The sequence below is a fragment of the Rhodanobacter sp. DHG33 genome, assembly GCF_014843005.1.
GTDB lineage: Bacteria > Pseudomonadota > Gammaproteobacteria > Xanthomonadales > Rhodanobacteraceae > Rhodanobacter_A.
In genome coordinates this window covers 263,762-279,369 of the sequence record NZ_JACYXM010000002.1, presented here as the reverse complement: position 1 = coordinate 279,369, position 15,608 = coordinate 263,762, and the positions used below count along the sequence as shown (strand labels likewise).

The window sequence follows — 15,608 nt, the reverse complement described above, 5'->3', positions numbered from 1 at the left end:
ACGGACGGCCATCCGCGCATCCGCATTCCCAGCGCCCGCCCACCGGCGTGAGCATCCTGTGGCGGCCCTCGACGGCCGCATTTCCGACGAAGCGCCATGAACTACGCCAGCCCCACCTACGTCGAAGAAACCCGCATCGGTTTCCGCTTCCTCGCCACCCATACGTGGCAGCACCACGTGCTGCGCGTGGCGATCAACGACCTGAAGCGCCTGATCGGCGAACCGCTGCCGCGCGGCGGCGTGCTGCTCGATGCCGGCTGCGGCCAGGGCAAGTCGTTCCGCATGCTGCAGGCGGCCTTCGCTCCCGACCGGCTGATCGGACTGGACGCCGATCCGCACAGCCTGGCGCTGTCGCGCAACGAGGCGGAACGCGAAGGCATCGACGCGGAGCTGATCGCCTCCGACTGCGCGCACATCGATCTTCCCGACGCCAGCGTGGACGTGCTGTTCTGCCATCAGACTTTCCACCACCTCGTCGAGCAGGAGCGTGCGCTGGCCGAGTTCTGGCGGGTATTGAAACCCGGCGGCTGGCTGCTGTTCGCCGAATCCACCAAGGCCTATATCGACACCTGGGTGATCCGCTGGTTCTTCCGCCACCCCATGCACGTGCAGAAAAGCGCCGAGGGTTACCTGGACATGCTGCGCATGCAGGGCTTCCAGTTCGGCGACGCGAACGTTTCGCTGCCCTACCTGTGGTGGAGCCGCTCGAAGGATTTCGGATTGCTGGAACGCTGGGGCCTGCGCGCGCCGCCGCCACCCGGCCAACGCGAGGAAACCCTGGTGAACGTGGCCGCGCGCAGGCCGCTGCACGCATGAGCGGGATTTTCCTCAATGCGCTGGGGCTGGTCTGCACGCTGGGCGCCGGCAAGGCGGCGGTGGCCGAAGCGCTGTTCGCCGGCGACAGCCGCGGACTGCGCGACGAGGCCGGCTGGATTCCCGGCCATGCTCCGCCACTGGGCGCCGTGCGCATCCCGCTGCCGCCCATTCCCGCGACACTGGCAGTTGCCCGCGACAACCGCTGCAACCGCCTGCTGCTGGCCGCGGCCCAGGAAATCGAGGCGGACATCCGGGCGGCCATGTCGAGATACGGCAACGGGCGCATCGGCGTGGTGCTAGGCACCAGCACCGGCGGCATCGAGGAGGCCACTCATGGCCTCGCCGCGCAGCGCAGCGAAGGGGCATGGCCCGCGGATTACCGTTACGAGCACCAGGAATTGGCCGGCCCTGCCGAGTTCCTTGCCGAATGGCTGGAGCTGGACGGCCCCTGCTACGTCATCTCCACCGCCTGCACCGCCGGCGCGCGCGCCATCATCAGCGCGCAACGACTGTTGCAGGCCGGCCTCTGCGACGCCGTGATCTGCGGCGGCGTGGACACGCTCGCGCGGCTGCCGCTCAACGGCTTCCACGCGCTCGGCGCGATGGATCCCGCGCCGTGCAACCCGTTCTCGCACGAGCGGCGCGGCATCAACATCGGCGAGGCTGCCGCCCTGTTCCTGATGACGCGCGAACGCGGCGCCGTGCAATTGCTCGGCACCGGTTCGAGTTCGGATGCGCACCACATGTCCTCGCCCGATCCCGCAGGCCACGGCGCCATGGCGGCGATGCGCCATGCGCTGGCCGAGGCGCGGCTCGACGCTCCGCAGATCGACTACCTCAACCTGCACGGCACGGCCACCACGCACAACGACGCGATGGAAGCGCCGGCGGTAGCCACGGTGTTCCCGCACGGCGTGCCCTGCTCGTCCACCAAGTCGCTGACCGGCCACACACTGGCCGCCGCGGGCGCGTTGGAAGCGGCCTTCTGCTGGCTCAGCCTCCACGACGGGCGGCTGCCGCCGCAGCGCTGGGATGGCCACGCCGATCCGAGCCTTCCTTCATTGTCCTTAGTCGACGTGGGCGCGTGCTTGCCGGCCGCAAAACCGCGCCGGCTGATGAGCAACTCCTTCGCCTTCGGCGGCAACAACGCCTGCCTGATCCTGGGAGACGCCGCATGACCGCGTGGCCCATCGCGGAGCTGCTGCCGCACGCCGGCGAGATGATCCTGCTGGACGCCGTGCTGGAACACGGACCCGAACACGCGCTCTGCACTCGCCGCGTGCCGAACGACGGCCTGCTCCACGACGCCGACGGCACGCTGCCCGCCTGGGTGGGCGTGGAGCTGATGGCACAGGCCATCGCCGCCTGGGCCGGCTGCCAAGCCAGGGAAACCGGTGCGCCGGTGCGTTTGGGTTTCCTGCTCGGCACGCGGCATTACACCTGCAATGTGGCTGCATTCGTCCCCGGCACCGAGCTGCGCATCGAGGCGCGGCGCGATTTCCACGACGAGAGCGGCATGGGCGTGTTCGCCTGCCGCATCGAGGCTCCCGGCGTGCTGGCAGAAGCGCGCCTCACGGTCTTCAGCCCACCCGACGCCAGTGCCCTGTTCCCCTCATCCGACACGGAATCCCGCCATGGCTGACAGCATCCTCGTCACCGGCTCCAGCCGCGGCATCGGCCGCGCGATCGCGCTGCGGCTGGCCCAGGCCGGCTACGACCTCGTCCTGCACTGCCGTTCGAAGCGCGACGAGGCGGAAGCCGTGCGCGCGGAGATCGAGCGCATGGGGCGCGCCGCACGCGTGCTGCAATTCGACATCGCCGACCGCGCCGCCTGCCGCGCCGCGCTGGAAGCCGACGTGGCGCAGCACGGCGCGCCCTACGGCGTGGTGTGCAATGCCGGCCTCGCCCGCGACGGCGCGTTTCCCGCGCTCGCGGACGAAGACTGGGACCAGGTGCTGCGCACCAACCTCGACGGCTTCTACAACGTGCTGCATCCGCTGGCGATGCCGATGATCCGCCGCCGCGCACCGGGACGCATCGTGTGCATCACGTCGGTCTCCGGCCTGATCGGCAACCGCGGCCAGGTCAATTACAGCGCCTCGAAGGCCGGCGTGATCGGCGCGGCCAAGGCGCTGGCGGTGGAGCTTGCCAAGCGCAAGATCACCGTGAACTGCGTCGCGCCCGGCCTGATCGACACCGACATGCTCGACGCCGACGTGCCGGTGGAGGAAATCCTCAAGGCCATCCCGGCGCAACGCGCGGGCACGCCGGAGGAAGTGGCCGCCGCGGTGGCTTTCCTGATGAGTCCCGAAGCCGCCTACATCACCCGCCAGGTGCTCGCCGTCAACGGCGGCCTGTGCTGAGCAGTTTTCCCAGTCCGCAAGGAGCAACGCCATGCGCATCCAGACTCTCGCCTTCGCCGCCCTGCTCGCCGCCGCGCCCGTGGCCAGCCACGCCACCGACAAGATCGTGCACCTGACTTTCGACAACGCCGTGAAGGCCGCCACCGCTAGCGGCAAGCTGGACGGCAGCGTGAAGTTCTATCTTGCGGGCAACGCACCCAGCGGCGACGTCAGCGTGGTGGACGACAACGTGGACGTCTCCCGCAAGACCAACGGCTTCGGCAAGCGAAGCCAGGTCAGCTGCGACTGGGTGCTGCAATCGGTGCTGATCGCGTTGCAGGACGACGCGAAGAAGGCCGGCGCGAATGCCGTCATCGACATCGTGAGCAACTACGACGGCAATGAATACCGCGACGCCCAGAACTACGAATGCCACGTGGGCTTCCTGATGTCCGGCGTGGAGCTGAAGGCCAAGCTGGCCAAGGTCCACTGACCGGACCAGCGCGTTCCCCGAGGAGCGCGCGCCGTACTCAGGCCACGCCATCCTCCACCGCCACGAAGCCGCCGGTCTGCCGTTTCCACAGCCTGGCGTACAGACCATCGCGCGCCACCAGTTCGGCGTGCGTGCCGGTCTCGACGATGTGTCCCTTGTCCAGCACCACCAGGCGATCCATGCGCGCGATGGTGGATAGGCGATGCGCGATGGCGATCACCGTCTTGCCCTGCATCAGCAGGTCCAGGCTTTCTTGGATCGCCGCCTCGGCCTCGGAATCCAGCGCGCTGGTGGCTTCGTCCAGCACCAGGATAGGCGCGTCCTTCAGCAGCACGCGGGCGATGGCGATGCGCTGGCGCTGGCCACCGCTTAGCTTGACGCCGCGCTCGCCGACCAGGGCCTCGTAGCCCACGCGTCCTTCGCCGTCGACCAGGGTGAGGATGAACTCGTCGGCGCGCGCCTTGCACACGGCGTCCTCGATCTGCGCTTCGCCGGCGTCGGGACGGCCGTAGAGGATGTTGTCGCGGATCGAACGGTGCAGCAGCGAGGTGTCCTGCGTCACCACGCCGATCTGCGAGCGCAGGCTTTCCTGGGTCACCTGCGCCACGTCCTGCCCGTCGATGGTGATCTGGCCGCCTTCGAGGTCGTACAGGCGCAGCAGCACGTTCACCAGGGTGGACTTGCCGGCGCCGCTGGGGCCGACCAGGCCGATCTTCTCGCCCGCGCGCACGGCGAGGTCGAGGCCGGCGATCACGCCGCCCTTCTTGCCGTAGTGGAAGTGGATGTCGTGGAAATGCACCGCGCCGTTGGCCACCGCCAGCGGCATCGCGCCCTCGCGGTCCTGCACCGCGCGCGGCTGCGCGATGGTGGTGATGCCGTCCTGCACGGTACCCACGTTCTCGAAGATGCCGTTGACCACCCACATGATCCAGCCGGACATGTTGTTGATGCGGATGACCAGCCCGGTGGAAAGTGCGATCGCGCCCACCGTGACGTGGCCTTCGTTCCACAGCCACAGCGCCAGCCCCGTGGTGCCGGTGATGAGAAAGCCGTTGAGCGTGGTAATGCCGATGTCCATCGCCGTAGTGACGCGGGTCATCCGGCGCAGCTTGTCGGTCTGCTCGCCCATCGCCTCGGCCACGTAGGCTTCCTCGCGGCGCGTGTGCGCGAACAGCTTCAGCGTGAGCACGTTGCTGTAGCCGTCCACGATGCGCCCCATCATCTTGGAGCGCGCCTCCGACGCCTTCCACGAGCGCTGCTTGATGCGCGGTATGAAGAACCAAAGCAGCCCGACATAGGCGAACACCCAGACCACCAGCGGCGCGGCCAGCCATACGTCGGCACGGGCGAACAGCGCGATGGCGCTGCCGGTATAGATCACCACGTACCAGAGCGCATCCACGATCTGCACCGCCGACTCGCGCAGCGCGCTGCCGGTCTGCATGATGCGGTTGGCGATGCGCCCGGCGTAGTCGTTCTGGAAGAAGCCCAGGCTCTGGCGGATCACGTAGCGATGGTTCTGCCAGCGGATGCGGTTGGTGAGGCTGGGCACGATGGCCTGGTTCACCAGCAGGTCGTGCAGTCCGTTGAACACCGGGCGCGCCACCAGCGCCACCAGCGCCATGCCCAGCAGCTCGCGCCCGTGCTGGTGGAAAAAGTCGGCGGCTGGGAGTCCCTTCGCCAGATCCACGATGCGGCCGATGAAGCCGAACAGCGCCACTTCGATGATCGCCACCAGGAAACCGACCACGATGACCGCCGCGAACACCGGCCATGCCTGGCGCAGGTAGAACGCGTAGAAGCGCCACACCGATTTCGGCGGCATGGCGTCGACCGGTTCCTTGAACGCGTCGATCAGGGATTCGAACCAGCGGAAGATCATGGGGAATGCACGAAGCGGGTAGGACACTAGCGTGGGTGCCCGACAGCATGTTCGCAAGGGCACGGCAAGCACAAGCCGTTTCGCCGCACGGCGAAACTTCTGCTGCCACCATGCTGACAGCATGGTCACCGCAAGATGCACCAGACATCCGGGATCACGCATGCCTGCCACCACCATCCACCGCGCACGTCCACTCGGCCTAGTCATCCTCGCCACCAGCCTCGGTTTCCTGGTGGTGCAACTAGACGTGTCCATCGTCAACGTGGCGCTGGTGCGCATCGGCCATGCGCTGCATGGCGGCATGGCCAGCCTGCAATGGGTGGTGGACGCGTACACGCTGGCCTTCGCCGCCTTTTTGCTTTCGGCCGGCGCGCTCGGCGACAGGCTCGGTGCGCGACGCGTGTTCGTGCTGGGGCTGGGCGTATTCGGCGCCGCTTCGCTGGCCTGCGCCCTGGCGCCCAATTTGCCGCTGCTGATAGCTGCACGTGCCGTGCAGGGACTTGGCGCGGCGCTGTTGATGCCATGCTCGCTGGCCGTACTCAACCACGCTTGCGGCGACGACGCGCCGGCGCGCGCACGCGCTATGGGCCTGTGGACCGCAGCCGGCGGCGTGGCGCTCTCGGCGGGGCCGCTGGTGGGCGGCGTACTGATCGAGCGTTTCGGCTGGTCCAGCATCTTCTACATCAATCTGCCGGTGTGTCTGCTCGGCGTGGCGCTGGCATGGCGCTATCTCGACGAGACGCCACGCCACCATCACGAAGGCAGTCTCGATCTAGCCGGACAATGTTGCGCGGCGGCGATGCTGCTCGGCGTGACCGGCGCGGTGATCGAAGCCGGCGCCCTGAGCTGGCATGCGCCGCGTACGTGGTTGCTGCTGGGCCTGGGCATGCTGGCCGGACTTGCCTTCCTGTGCATCGAGTCGCGCAGCCGTGCGCCGATGCTGCCCTTGGGGCTGTTCCGCCGCCCCGCCTTCTCTGCCGCCACCGTCGTGGGACTGGTAGTGAACTTCGCGCTGTACGGGACGATCTTCGTGCTGAGCCTGTACTTCCAGCACGTGGGCGGCTACTCGCCTTCCGCCACTGGCGTGGCCTTCCTGCCGTTCATGATCGCCGTCACCGCAGCCAATGTGCTGGGCGGCCGGCTTGCCTCGCGCATCGGTCCGCGCATGCCGATGACCGTGGGCCTGTTGCTCGGCGCAGCGGGTTTCGTCCTGCTGCTTGGCGTGGATGCCACGACCCGCTACGCCGTGCTGATGGCGCGGCTGCTGCCGATCCCGGTCGGCGTGGGCATGGCGGTGCCGTCGATGACCGCCACCGTGCTGTCCAGCGTGCCGCGCACCCGCTCCGCACTCGCTGCCGGCGTGCTCAACACCGCGCGCCAGGCAGCCGGTGCGGTGGGCGTGGCGGCCTTCGGCACGCTGGCCGGCGGCGACATCGTTCGCGGCCTGCACATGGCTTCCCTGCTGTCCGCCGCATTGCTCGTGCTGGCCGCACTGACGACGATGCTGGGCCTGCGCCCGTCGACGACTCCTTGAAACAGCAGCTGAGTACTCGGCGCGCGACCTGCAGCTAGGTCGTGGCTCCGCCTGCCGCCAGCCACGAGGGATGTCCTGTAGCACTCGCGCCGGTCACATTTCGGCCTGAACGCCAACCATGTCCCCGCCCACCCTTCAGTTGACCCCTCGCGGCGCGGCCCGGATCATGCCGGAATGCTTACCTTGCTGCGCCGCCTGCCCTCGCTTCCCGCCCTCCTGCTGGCCCTGGCCTTCGTCGCCGCGCCCATGGGGGCACGTGCCGACGTGGACGCCACGGCTCCCGCCCCCACGCCGGCGCAAACCCTGCAGCAGTTGAGCACGCAGCTGAATACCGTGAAGTCCGCGCTGAACACACAGCCGGGCAAGCTCGACAGCGCCGCGCTGAACGACCTCCGCGCACGCGCCATGCAGGTGCAGGCCGGGGCAAAAGCGGTGGCCGACAGCCTCGCCCCGCAGATGAGCACGCTGCAGGCGCAGCTCACCGTGCTCGGCCCGGCACCAGCCAAGGGTGCGCCGCCGGAAGCGCCGGAGGTGGCCGCGCAGCGCCGGCAACTGGACAAGGCGCAGACCAACCTCAACGCACAGATCGTGCAGGCGAAGTCGCTGGGCCTCGACGCCTTGCAGTCGGTGGAACAGATCAGCGGCCTGCTCAGCGACCAGTTCCAGGCGCGGCTGGCGGAACGTGCCGACACGCCACTGGGCCACGCGTTCTGGGCGGACCAGGCGCGCTCGTTGCCGGGCGACATGCCGCGCATCCAGCGCTTCGCCACGAACTGGGCCCAAGGCTTGAGTGACGCCTGGCAGCCCCCGAACCGTACGCCTCTGCTGCTGTGCGTGGCCGCCGCCGTGCTGCTCCTTGCTGGAGGACGGCGGGGACTGCAGCATTTGTGGCAATTCGTCGCGACGCGCTGGCTGCCGGACGGCCATCTGCGCCGTAGCGCGATGGCGGCGGTGATGGCACTGTCCACCACGCTGGTGATCGGAGTGGCCGCGAAGCTGGTGCACCTGGGCATCAACTGGAACGACACGCTGGATACCGACCTCGACCAGCTGGCCACGTCGACGATGCGCGCCGTGATCATCTCCTCGCTGATGGCCGGCCTGGGCAGCGCCTTGCTCTCTGCGAAGCGCGCGTCGTGGCGCCTGCTGCCGCTGTCGGACATCGCGGCGCAACGGCTGCGCTGGCATCCATGGCTACTGGGTGGAGTGGCGTTGCTGACCGGCCTCACCGAACACATCGTTCGAAGCATCGGCTCCAGCCTCCCGGCCACGGTGCTGTTGCATGCGCTGTTGGCGTTGCTGATCAGCGGATTGGTCGGCTCGATGCTGTTGCGCCTGCGTCGGGCCCGGTACGAAGCCGATGCGGCAGCCGGCAACAAGACGCGCCGGCCGCTATGGGTAGGCATGCTGAGCTTCGCCGCCGCCTTGAGTGTGGTGCTGTGCTGGCTGTCGGTCTGCACGGGCTTTATCGCACTGGGCTTCTTCGTAGCGGTGCAGATGCTGTGGACGGGCCTGGTGGTTGCCAGCTTCTATCTGCTGATCCAATTGGTGCGCGATCTGTTCGAGACTCTGTTGTCGCCCCAGGGCCGCAGCGGTCAGCATTTGCAGGCCGGCTTCGACATCTCCTCCGAAACGCTTGAGCAGGCTTCCACCGTACTCACCGGGGTCACCCGCGTGCTGCTGGCTCTGGTGGCGCTGTCGATGGTGCTTGCGCGATTCGATGCCGGCCCCGCGGAACTGGCGCAGCGCACGTCGCAACTATTCAGTGGACTCAAGCTGGGCCAGTTGCCCATCAGCCCCGGCACCATACTTGGCGCGATCGCGGTGTTTGTGCTGGGTCTGGTGGCTTTGCGCGCCCTGAAGAACTGGCTGCGCGACCAATTGTTGCCCACCACGTCGATGGACGCGGGCATGCGCGATTCGGTGGTCACCCTGCTCGGCTACCTGGGCGGCGTGTTCGTGTTCGCGCTGGCGCTGGCCGCGATGAACGTGAGCCTGCAGAGCATCGCCTGGATCGCCAGCGCGCTGTCGGTGGGCATCGGTTTCGGCCTGCAGCAGATCGTGTCCAACTTCTTCTGCGGCCTGATCCTGCTGGTGGAACGGCCGGTGAAGGTGGGCGACTGGGTGAGCCTTTCCAGCGACGTGGAAGGCGACATCCGCCGCATCAACGTGCGCGCCACCGAAATCCAGCTGTGGGACCGCTCGACCCTGATCGTGCCTAATTCGCAACTGATCGCCCAGACCGTGCGCAACGTGACCCACGGCAGCGCGCAGGGCCGCGTGCGCATCATGCTGCCGATGCCGCTGGATACCGATGCCGACCGCGCGCGCCAGATCATGATGGAGGCGCTGAAGGGGCACCCCTCCACGCTGGGCACGCCCGCGCCGGTGGTGCGGCTGGACAAGATCGACGCGAGCTCGATGACCTTCAGCATCACCTCCTACGTGCGCAGTCCGCGCGACGTGACGGCGGTGAAGAGCGACATGCTGTTCGACATCCTGGCCCGCCTGCGCACGGCGAACCTGCCGCTGTCCACGCCGACGAGCATGGTGGTGCGCAACCTGGGGCCCCTGCCGCCGCTGGGCGAGGACAGTCCGGCAGCGCCGTCCCAGCCGGGTTAGCGCGCCGCCGCGTTTCCGGCCCTCATCGCTCCAGGGCCGATCAAGGGACGTCCGCACAGGCAACGCGTCCTTGCCACCCAGACAAACGAAGGCCGGCTTGCGCCGGCCTTCGCACATCACACAGACGCAGCGTCACGAATTACGAACAGGCCTTGCCATGATCGGCATGGTTGCCCTTGGCCTTGGCATCGGCTTCGCTCATGTACTCGCCGTGCTTGGTCTTGCCGTACCACTTGTCGCCCTGGCAGTGGTAGACCTTGCTGCTGTCGTTGACCCACACCATGCCGGGGCCACCGCCCGGCGCAGCGGTTGCGGAAGCAGCCGCGGAAGCCTTCTTAGCCGGAGCGGCAGCAGCTGCCGGGGCAGCGGCGGCGGCCGGAGCGGCGGCAGCGGCAGGGGCGGCAGCGGCCGCCTTGGACGATGCACTGCTGGCGGCGTACCAGTCCTTCACACCCTTGTGGCCCTTGCAGGCGCCGCGCTTGGTGGCCGTGCTGGTATAGCTGCCGTCCTTGCACTGGCCGGTGGAGCCGGCAGGCGCGGCGGACGCACCGGTTGCAGCGGCCGCGGATGACTGCGCATACACGGCAGGCACGGCCAGCAGGCATCCAAACGCCATGGCGAACACGATAGACGCTTTCATCTTCAAACTCCTTCTTGCGCGATGGTGGTCTCGGTGGCGGCCGGCCCTGCCCTCGCCTCAGGACACCGCGCCGCTCGCCCGTTGCACGCATCGCCCCGCAAGGCGAAAACGGCTGCATGCATCGTGGCGCCCAAACGCGGGAAACTCCGCGTTGGTGGCGCCACTATGCAGCAAAACCATGACGATGCAATGAGAAGCCCGTAGCTCGTTCAGCGTTGCGTCGGCGGCTTCAGCGTGGAGTGCGGCCGCGCCACTTCGTACATCTGCCAGCTGATGTCTTTCAGCAGGCCCTGGCGGTCGTTGCCGATGCCGTACAGGTCGAAATGGGTGCGGTCCGGGATGAAGCGGATGTCGGATTTCGCATGCAGGCCATCCAGCACCGTCTTGAGCTTGTGCGCGGCCCCGTCGAGGTAGAACGTGTCGGCGGTGCCGACGTAGAGATGGATCTTGCCGTCGAGGTCGGGGGCAAGCTCGGACCAGTGGTGCGCGAGGCGGTAGGCGATGTCGTAATGGTCGCGCCAGTAGTCCACCACCACCGGGTCGACGTCGCCGGTGTCGCGATCGAACATCGGTTCCGGCCGGCCGTCCTTGCCCTTGGGCGAGAACACCCACTCGAACGAGGCCATCTGGCCGCCGTACGGCCCCATCACGCGCTCGAGCTGGGCGAACTGCTGGAAGGTGGCCAGCACCTTGCCATGGTCGCGCACCAGCGGATACGGCGAACCATCGGCCTTGCGGTAGACGTTGGCCTGCGGCGCATAGAGATCCACGCCGGTGAAGTCGTGGAAATCGCTGGGGTCGGGCGAAGTGGACCAGGTGCCGCCGAAGATCTTCGGATAGCGCGTCTCCAGCCACAGCGTGGCCCAGCCGCCGGAGGAATGGCCCTGCAGGAAGCGGCCGCTGGACTTCGCGTCCATCCGGTAGGTCTTTTCCAGCTGCGGGATCAGCTCGGTGGTGAGCGCCACGCCCCACGGTCCGTTGTTCACCGAGTCGGCGAACTCCGTGGTGCCGGTGGGGCTGGATTCGTCGAGGAACACCCAGATCATCGGCGGCATCTCGCCCTTGGCCATCGCCGCGTAGACGCTGGCCAGCGCGCCGATCACGCGGTCGTTGCTGCCGCCATAACCCTGCGTGTAATACACGGTGGGATAGGTGGTCTTCGCGTTGGCGTCGTAGCCCGGCGGCAACAGCACGCGGCCGCGCATGTGCATCGGGCGTCCCCAGAACGCGGTGAGCGCGGGGCTGGTGAAGTCGATGTCGCGCGCATGCTCGCGGGCCGCGGGCAACGCTGCCTGCATTTCCGGCGAGGCGCGCTTGCCGAGCTGCCACGGATCGTGCGCAGGCAGGGACTGGTCGAGACTGAGCGCGGGCATGTCCGCGGCAGGCAGATGCACCTTCACCACCGAGCTCACCAGGTCGCCCGCGTCGCGCCCCGAGTAGTTGTAGTCGTGGTGCACGTCCAGCACCGCCTGCACGTAGTAGTCGCCCGCCGGCAGCTGCGACCAGCCCTGCGGGAACGCGGTGTGGTCGGTGTCGATGTCGATCGACTGCCCCGGTGCAAGCCGGCTTACCTCACGCGCGGCCACGGCCGTCTGGGTGGGGAAGAACGGGCTGGTGTCCACCTCGTCCACCTTGCCGTCGCCGCCGTGTTCCTTCGCCGCGGCTTCGGCATCCTTCGCGTCGATGGCGAACAGCAGCAGCCGGCCGGACACCGCCTGCGTCTCCGCACTGCCCAGCTGCACGTGGAAGAAACGATGCGCCGGCACGGCGGGCGCGGCGTCGCGCGCAAGCGTGGCGACGGAGAACAACAGACCGCAGCCCAGCATGGCGGCGGCAAGACAACGATGACGCATGATGATTCCCCTCTGCTCGGAAAGCCGGCTTCAAACCCTGCCTACTCCCTGCAGAGCAGGCTCATCAACACGAAACGGCGCCGCAAGGCGCCGTTCCAGTTCAACTCAGTGTGCCGCACTGCCCGGCGGATGCGCGTGGCCGTGCTGGATTTCTTCCTCGGTGGCGTCGCGCACTTCCTGGATGCTCACGTCGAAGTCCAGCGTCTTGCCGGCCATCGGGTGGTTGAGGTCGACGTCGATGGTGCTCATGCCGACCTTCTGCACCGTCACGGCGCGATGGCCGCCCTCCTTCAGCGCCAGCACGGCGGTCATGCCGGGTTTGAGGTGCTTGGCGTTCTGGAAATACTTCTTCGGCACGCGCTGGGTCTGGCCTTCCTGGTGCTCGCCGTAGCCGTCGGCCGGGGCGATCGTCGCCTTGACCTCGTCGCCGGCGCCGTGGTCTTCCAGCGCTTTTTCCAGACCGGGGATCAACTGGCCGTGGCCGAACAGGATCCACAACGGTTCGCCGTTGTCGTGCGAGCTTTCCACCTTTTCGCCGTCCACGTGCAGCGTGTAATGCAGCGCGACGACTTTGTCCTTGCCAGCCTTCATTGCCTGTCTCTCGAATGGTGCAAAGTGGCGATTCTATCAGGTGGACTGCTTGCCGAAGCCCACCCCGCGGGCCTCCGGCCCCAGCCACACCAGCAGGGCCAGCACCACGGCCACCACCGCGATCCACAGCGACATCGCCCAGGCGAAATCGCCGCCGTGCCGGTGCGCCAGCCAGGTCTGCGCGGTGGCGGTGCCGGCCGCGAGCAGGTTGCCGAGCTGGTAGGCGAAGCCCGGCAGGGTGCCACGCACCGCGTCGGGCGAGAGTTCGTTGAGATGGGTGGGCACCACGCCCCACGCGCCCTGCACCATCACCTGGATCAGGAAGGCGCCGAGGCCGAGCAGCCACAGCGAGCCGCCGTACATCCACAGCGGGATCACCGGGATCGCCAGCAGCGCGGCGATGATCATCGCCTTGCGCCGCCCCACCCGCTCCGACCACGCGCCGAAGCACAGGCCGCCCGCCAGGGCACCGAGGTTGAGCAGCGCCACCAGCAGGAAGGCCGTGCCCGAGCCGGTGGGCAGGTGCAGGTTCACTTCCTCGAAGGTGTGGTACATGTCCTGTGAGCCGTGACTGAAGGCGTTGAACGCGCACATCAGCACGATCATGTACGCGAACAGTTTCCAGTGGCCGCGCATCGCCTGCCACACGTCCGTGCGGGCATGCTCGTGCTGCCCGGCCTGCCACACCGGCGACTCCGGCACCTTGCGCCGGATGTACAGCACCAGCACCGCCGGCAGCGCGCCCACCACGAACAGCCCGCGCCAGCCGATGGCATCGACCAACAGCCAGTTCGCCAGCGCGGCGAGGAAGAAACCGCAGGGGTAGCCGCTCTGCAGCAGGCCGGAGACCAGGCCGCGCGACTTCGGCGGTATCGACTCCATCGCCAGCGAGGCGCCGATGCCCCACTCGCCGCCCATCGCCACACCGAACAGGAAACGCAGCACCAGCAGCATGGTCAGCGAAGTGGAGAACGCGGTGGCCAGCTCGAACACCGAAAACAGGATCACGTCCACCATCAGCACCGGCCGCCGCCCGTAGCGGTCCGCCAGCCGGCCGAAGACCAGAGCACCCAGCGGGCGCGCGGCCAGCGTGAGGAACAGGCCGTAGGTCACCGCACTGTTGTCGGTATGGAATTCCTTCGCCACGCCCACGATCACCAGGGTGAGCAGGAAGTAGTCGAACGCATCCAGCGTCCAGCCCAGGAAGCTCGCCAGCACGGTGTGGCGCTGCTCGTGGTTCAGTTCGCGCAGGGACGACAGCAGCGACATGGTGGGCACTCCGCGAGGCGATGGCGCAGGCTAGCATGCGGCGAAAATACGGCCGCCACGCTTATCGGTTACACTATGCGCACGGCCTCCCGGCCGTCGGTGGCATTGCCGCCCCCAATTCCCTTTCAAATACCGCAACACGGTCCTGCTTGAACGCTCCGGGTTGCACAGGAGTCGTTCCATGTCTTTCGAATCGCTGGGCCTTGCGCCCGCGTTGCTGCGTGCGCTTGCCGAACAGGGCTACGCCGAACCCACCCCGGTGCAGGCCGGTTCCATCCCGCTGGTGCTGGCCGGCCACGACCTGCTCGCCGCCGCGCAGACCGGCACCGGCAAGACCGCCGCGTTCGCGCTGCCGCTGCTGCACAAGCTGATCGACGCGCCCCCCACCGTCACGCGCCGCCCGCGCGCGCTGGTGCTCACGCCCACCCGCGAGCTGGCCGCGCAGATCCTCGACAACGCGCAGACCTACGGCAAGCACCTGCGCATCAGCGCCGCCACCATCTTCGGCGGCGTCGGCATGGGTCCGCAGATCAACGCGCTGCGCCGCGGCGTGGACATCGTGATCGCCACGCCGGGCCGCCTGATCGACCACATGCAGCAGCGCACGATCGACCTTTCCGGCATCCAGACGCTGGTGCTGGACGAAGCCGACCGCATGCTGGACATGGGCTTCCTGCCGGCGCTGAAGCGCATCCTCGGCGCCGTGCCCAGGCAGCGGCAGACCTTGCTGTTCTCCGCCACCTTCGCTCCCGAGATCAAGTCGCTGGCGATGCAGTTCATGCGCGAGCCGCGCGAAGTCACGGTAACGCCGCCTAACACCGTGGCCGCCACGGTGAGCCACCACGTGCATCCGGTGGACGCCGAGCGCAAGCGCGACCTGCTGCTGCACGTGCTGGCGCAGGACAGCCGCCGCCAGACCCTGGTCTTCAGCCGCACCAAGCACGGCGCCGACAAATTGGTGAAGTACCTGGAGCATGCCGGCCTGCGCGCGGCGGCAATCCACGGCAACAAGAGCCAGAACGCCCGCACCAAGGCGCTGGGCGATTTCAAGAGCGGCCGCATCACCGTGCTGGTGGCTACCGACATCGCCGCGCGCGGCATCGACATCGACCAGTTGCCGATGGTCATCAACTACGACCTGCCGATGGTGGCCGAGGATTACGTGCACCGCATCGGCCGTACCGGCCGCGCCGGCAGCGAAGGCATGGCGGTGTCGCTGGTGAGCCACGACGAATCCGGCCTGCTGCGCGACATCCGCAAGCTGCTCAAGGACGAGATCGCCATCGACCACGTGGCCGGCTTCGAACCCTCCTCGCCGCTGCGCCTCGACGCCGGCGCGCCGCGCCCCAAGCAGGGCGGCCAGCGCCAGTCGCGCGGACCGCAGCGCCCGCAGGGCTCCCAGCAGCAGCGTTCGCAAGGCTCGTCGCAGTCGCATCGTCCGCACGGACATGCGCAGAAGAGCAATGGCGAGCACGCCGCGGGCAACCGCAAGCGCCGCCACCGGCCGCGCCCGGCCGCCAAGGCCTGAACAAACCTCTAAAACCCTGTTCAAAATCTCCGCAGCCG

13 protein-coding genes are annotated in these 15,608 nt (G+C 68.0%); 8 read left to right on the top strand and 5 right to left on the bottom strand.

Annotated elements, in window-relative coordinates:
• The first annotated feature begins 96 nt into the window (after positions 1-96).
• From IHE46_RS04215 to IHE46_RS04195, 5 genes are read left to right on the top strand one after another with little or no spacing between them, the layout of a single operon-like run.
• Positions 97-816, top strand: coding sequence for a class I SAM-dependent methyltransferase (locus IHE46_RS04215; RefSeq protein WP_192163379.1), 720 nt, complete (start codon positions 97-99; stop codon positions 814-816).
• Positions 813-1,994, top strand: coding sequence for a beta-ketoacyl-[acyl-carrier-protein] synthase family protein (locus tag IHE46_RS04210; protein WP_192163378.1), 1,182 nt, complete (start codon positions 813-815; stop codon positions 1,992-1,994). The genes IHE46_RS04215 and IHE46_RS04210 overlap by 4 nt, the downstream gene beginning before the upstream one ends.
• Complete coding sequence (locus tag IHE46_RS04205) at positions 1,991-2,458, top strand: hotdog family protein (protein ID WP_192163377.1); 468 nt, start codon at positions 1,991-1,993, stop codon at positions 2,456-2,458. Before IHE46_RS04210 ends, IHE46_RS04205 begins: the two co-directional genes overlap by 4 nt.
• Positions 2,451-3,179, top strand: a complete 729-nt coding sequence (gene fabG / locus IHE46_RS04200) for a 3-oxoacyl-ACP reductase FabG (RefSeq protein WP_192163376.1) — start codon at positions 2,451-2,453, stop codon at positions 3,177-3,179. Before IHE46_RS04205 ends, fabG begins: the two co-directional genes overlap by 8 nt.
• Before the next feature lie 31 nt (positions 3,180-3,210).
• Positions 3,211-3,651: an excinuclease gene (locus IHE46_RS04195; RefSeq protein WP_192163375.1), complete on the top strand. Its 441-nt coding sequence runs from the start codon at positions 3,211-3,213 to the stop codon at positions 3,649-3,651.
• A 37-nt stretch (positions 3,652-3,688) separates the two neighbouring features.
• Here IHE46_RS04195 and IHE46_RS04190 read toward each other — a convergent pair whose 3' ends face one another.
• Entirely contained in the window at positions 3,689-5,530 is a 1,842-nt protein-coding gene (locus IHE46_RS04190) for an ABC transporter ATP-binding protein (RefSeq protein ID WP_192163754.1), read from the bottom strand.
• Between the two features lie 163 nt (positions 5,531-5,693).
• Between IHE46_RS04190 and IHE46_RS04185 the strand changes: the two genes are divergently transcribed.
• Complete coding sequence (locus tag IHE46_RS04185) at positions 5,694-7,067, top strand: MFS transporter (RefSeq protein ID WP_192163374.1); 1,374 nt, start codon at positions 5,694-5,696, stop codon at positions 7,065-7,067.
• Positions 7,068-7,241: 174 nt separating this feature from the next.
• Complete coding sequence (locus IHE46_RS04180) at positions 7,242-9,689, top strand: DUF3772 domain-containing protein (RefSeq protein WP_192163373.1); 2,448 nt, start codon at positions 7,242-7,244, stop codon at positions 9,687-9,689.
• Positions 9,690-9,828: 139 nt separating this feature from the next.
• On the opposite strand, the gene IHE46_RS04175 is transcribed toward IHE46_RS04180, so the two are convergent.
• From IHE46_RS04175 to IHE46_RS04160, 4 genes are all read right to left on the bottom strand, one after another.
• Positions 9,829-10,329, bottom strand: a complete 501-nt coding sequence (locus IHE46_RS04175; RefSeq protein WP_192163372.1) for a DUF3761 domain-containing protein — start codon at positions 10,327-10,329, stop codon at positions 9,829-9,831.
• 209 nt (positions 10,330-10,538) lie between these two features.
• Positions 10,539-12,155 (bottom strand): alpha/beta hydrolase-fold protein, encoded by a 1,617-nt coding sequence (locus tag IHE46_RS04170; protein WP_225562837.1) that lies wholly within the window; start codon positions 12,153-12,155, stop codon positions 10,539-10,541.
• Between the two features lie 132 nt (positions 12,156-12,287).
• Positions 12,288-12,773 carry a peptidylprolyl isomerase gene (locus IHE46_RS04165; protein ID WP_192163370.1) on the bottom strand — a complete coding sequence of 162 codons (486 nt, stop codon included), beginning with the start codon at positions 12,771-12,773 and terminating at the stop codon, positions 12,288-12,290.
• 36 nt (positions 12,774-12,809) lie between these two features.
• Positions 12,810-14,042 (bottom strand): MFS transporter, encoded by a 1,233-nt coding sequence (locus IHE46_RS04160; protein ID WP_192163369.1) that lies wholly within the window; start codon positions 14,040-14,042, stop codon positions 12,810-12,812.
• A gap of 181 nt (positions 14,043-14,223) precedes the next feature.
• On the opposite strand from IHE46_RS04160, the gene IHE46_RS04155 reads away from it, so the two are divergent.
• On the top strand, positions 14,224-15,570 hold the full coding sequence (locus IHE46_RS04155; protein ID WP_192163368.1) for a DEAD/DEAH box helicase: 1,347 nt from the start codon (positions 14,224-14,226) through the stop codon (positions 15,568-15,570).
• Positions 15,571-15,608 lie beyond the last annotated feature (38 nt).

What these genes read in the sequence shown, in the direction of transcription:
- IHE46_RS04215 (WP_192163379.1), top strand. Translation starts at nt 97, where the DNA reads ATGAACTACGCCAGCCCCACCTACGTCGAAGAAACCCGCATCGGTTTC.
- IHE46_RS04210 (WP_192163378.1), top strand. Translation starts at nt 813, where the DNA reads ATGAGCGGGATTTTCCTCAATGCGCTGGGGCTGGTCTGCACGCTGGGC.
- IHE46_RS04205 (WP_192163377.1), top strand. Translation starts at nt 1,991, where the DNA reads ATGACCGCGTGGCCCATCGCGGAGCTGCTGCCGCACGCCGGCGAGATG.
- fabG (WP_192163376.1), top strand. Translation starts at nt 2,451, where the DNA reads ATGGCTGACAGCATCCTCGTCACCGGCTCCAGCCGCGGCATCGGCCGC.
- IHE46_RS04195 (WP_192163375.1), top strand. Translation starts at nt 3,211, where the DNA reads ATGCGCATCCAGACTCTCGCCTTCGCCGCCCTGCTCGCCGCCGCGCCC.
- IHE46_RS04185 (WP_192163374.1), top strand. Translation starts at nt 5,694, where the DNA reads ATGCCTGCCACCACCATCCACCGCGCACGTCCACTCGGCCTAGTCATC.
- IHE46_RS04180 (WP_192163373.1), top strand. Translation starts at nt 7,242, where the DNA reads ATGCTTACCTTGCTGCGCCGCCTGCCCTCGCTTCCCGCCCTCCTGCTG.
- IHE46_RS04175 (WP_192163372.1), bottom strand. Translation starts at nt 10,329, where the DNA reads ATGAAAGCGTCTATCGTGTTCGCCATGGCGTTTGGATGCCTGCTGGCC.
- IHE46_RS04170 (WP_225562837.1), bottom strand. Translation starts at nt 12,155, where the DNA reads ATGCTGGGCTGCGGTCTGTTGTTCTCCGTCGCCACGCTTGCGCGCGAC.
- IHE46_RS04165 (WP_192163370.1), bottom strand. Translation starts at nt 12,773, where the DNA reads ATGAAGGCTGGCAAGGACAAAGTCGTCGCGCTGCATTACACGCTGCAC.
- IHE46_RS04160 (WP_192163369.1), bottom strand. Translation starts at nt 14,042, where the DNA reads ATGTCGCTGCTGTCGTCCCTGCGCGAACTGAACCACGAGCAGCGCCAC.
- IHE46_RS04155 (WP_192163368.1), top strand. Translation starts at nt 14,224, where the DNA reads ATGTCTTTCGAATCGCTGGGCCTTGCGCCCGCGTTGCTGCGTGCGCTT.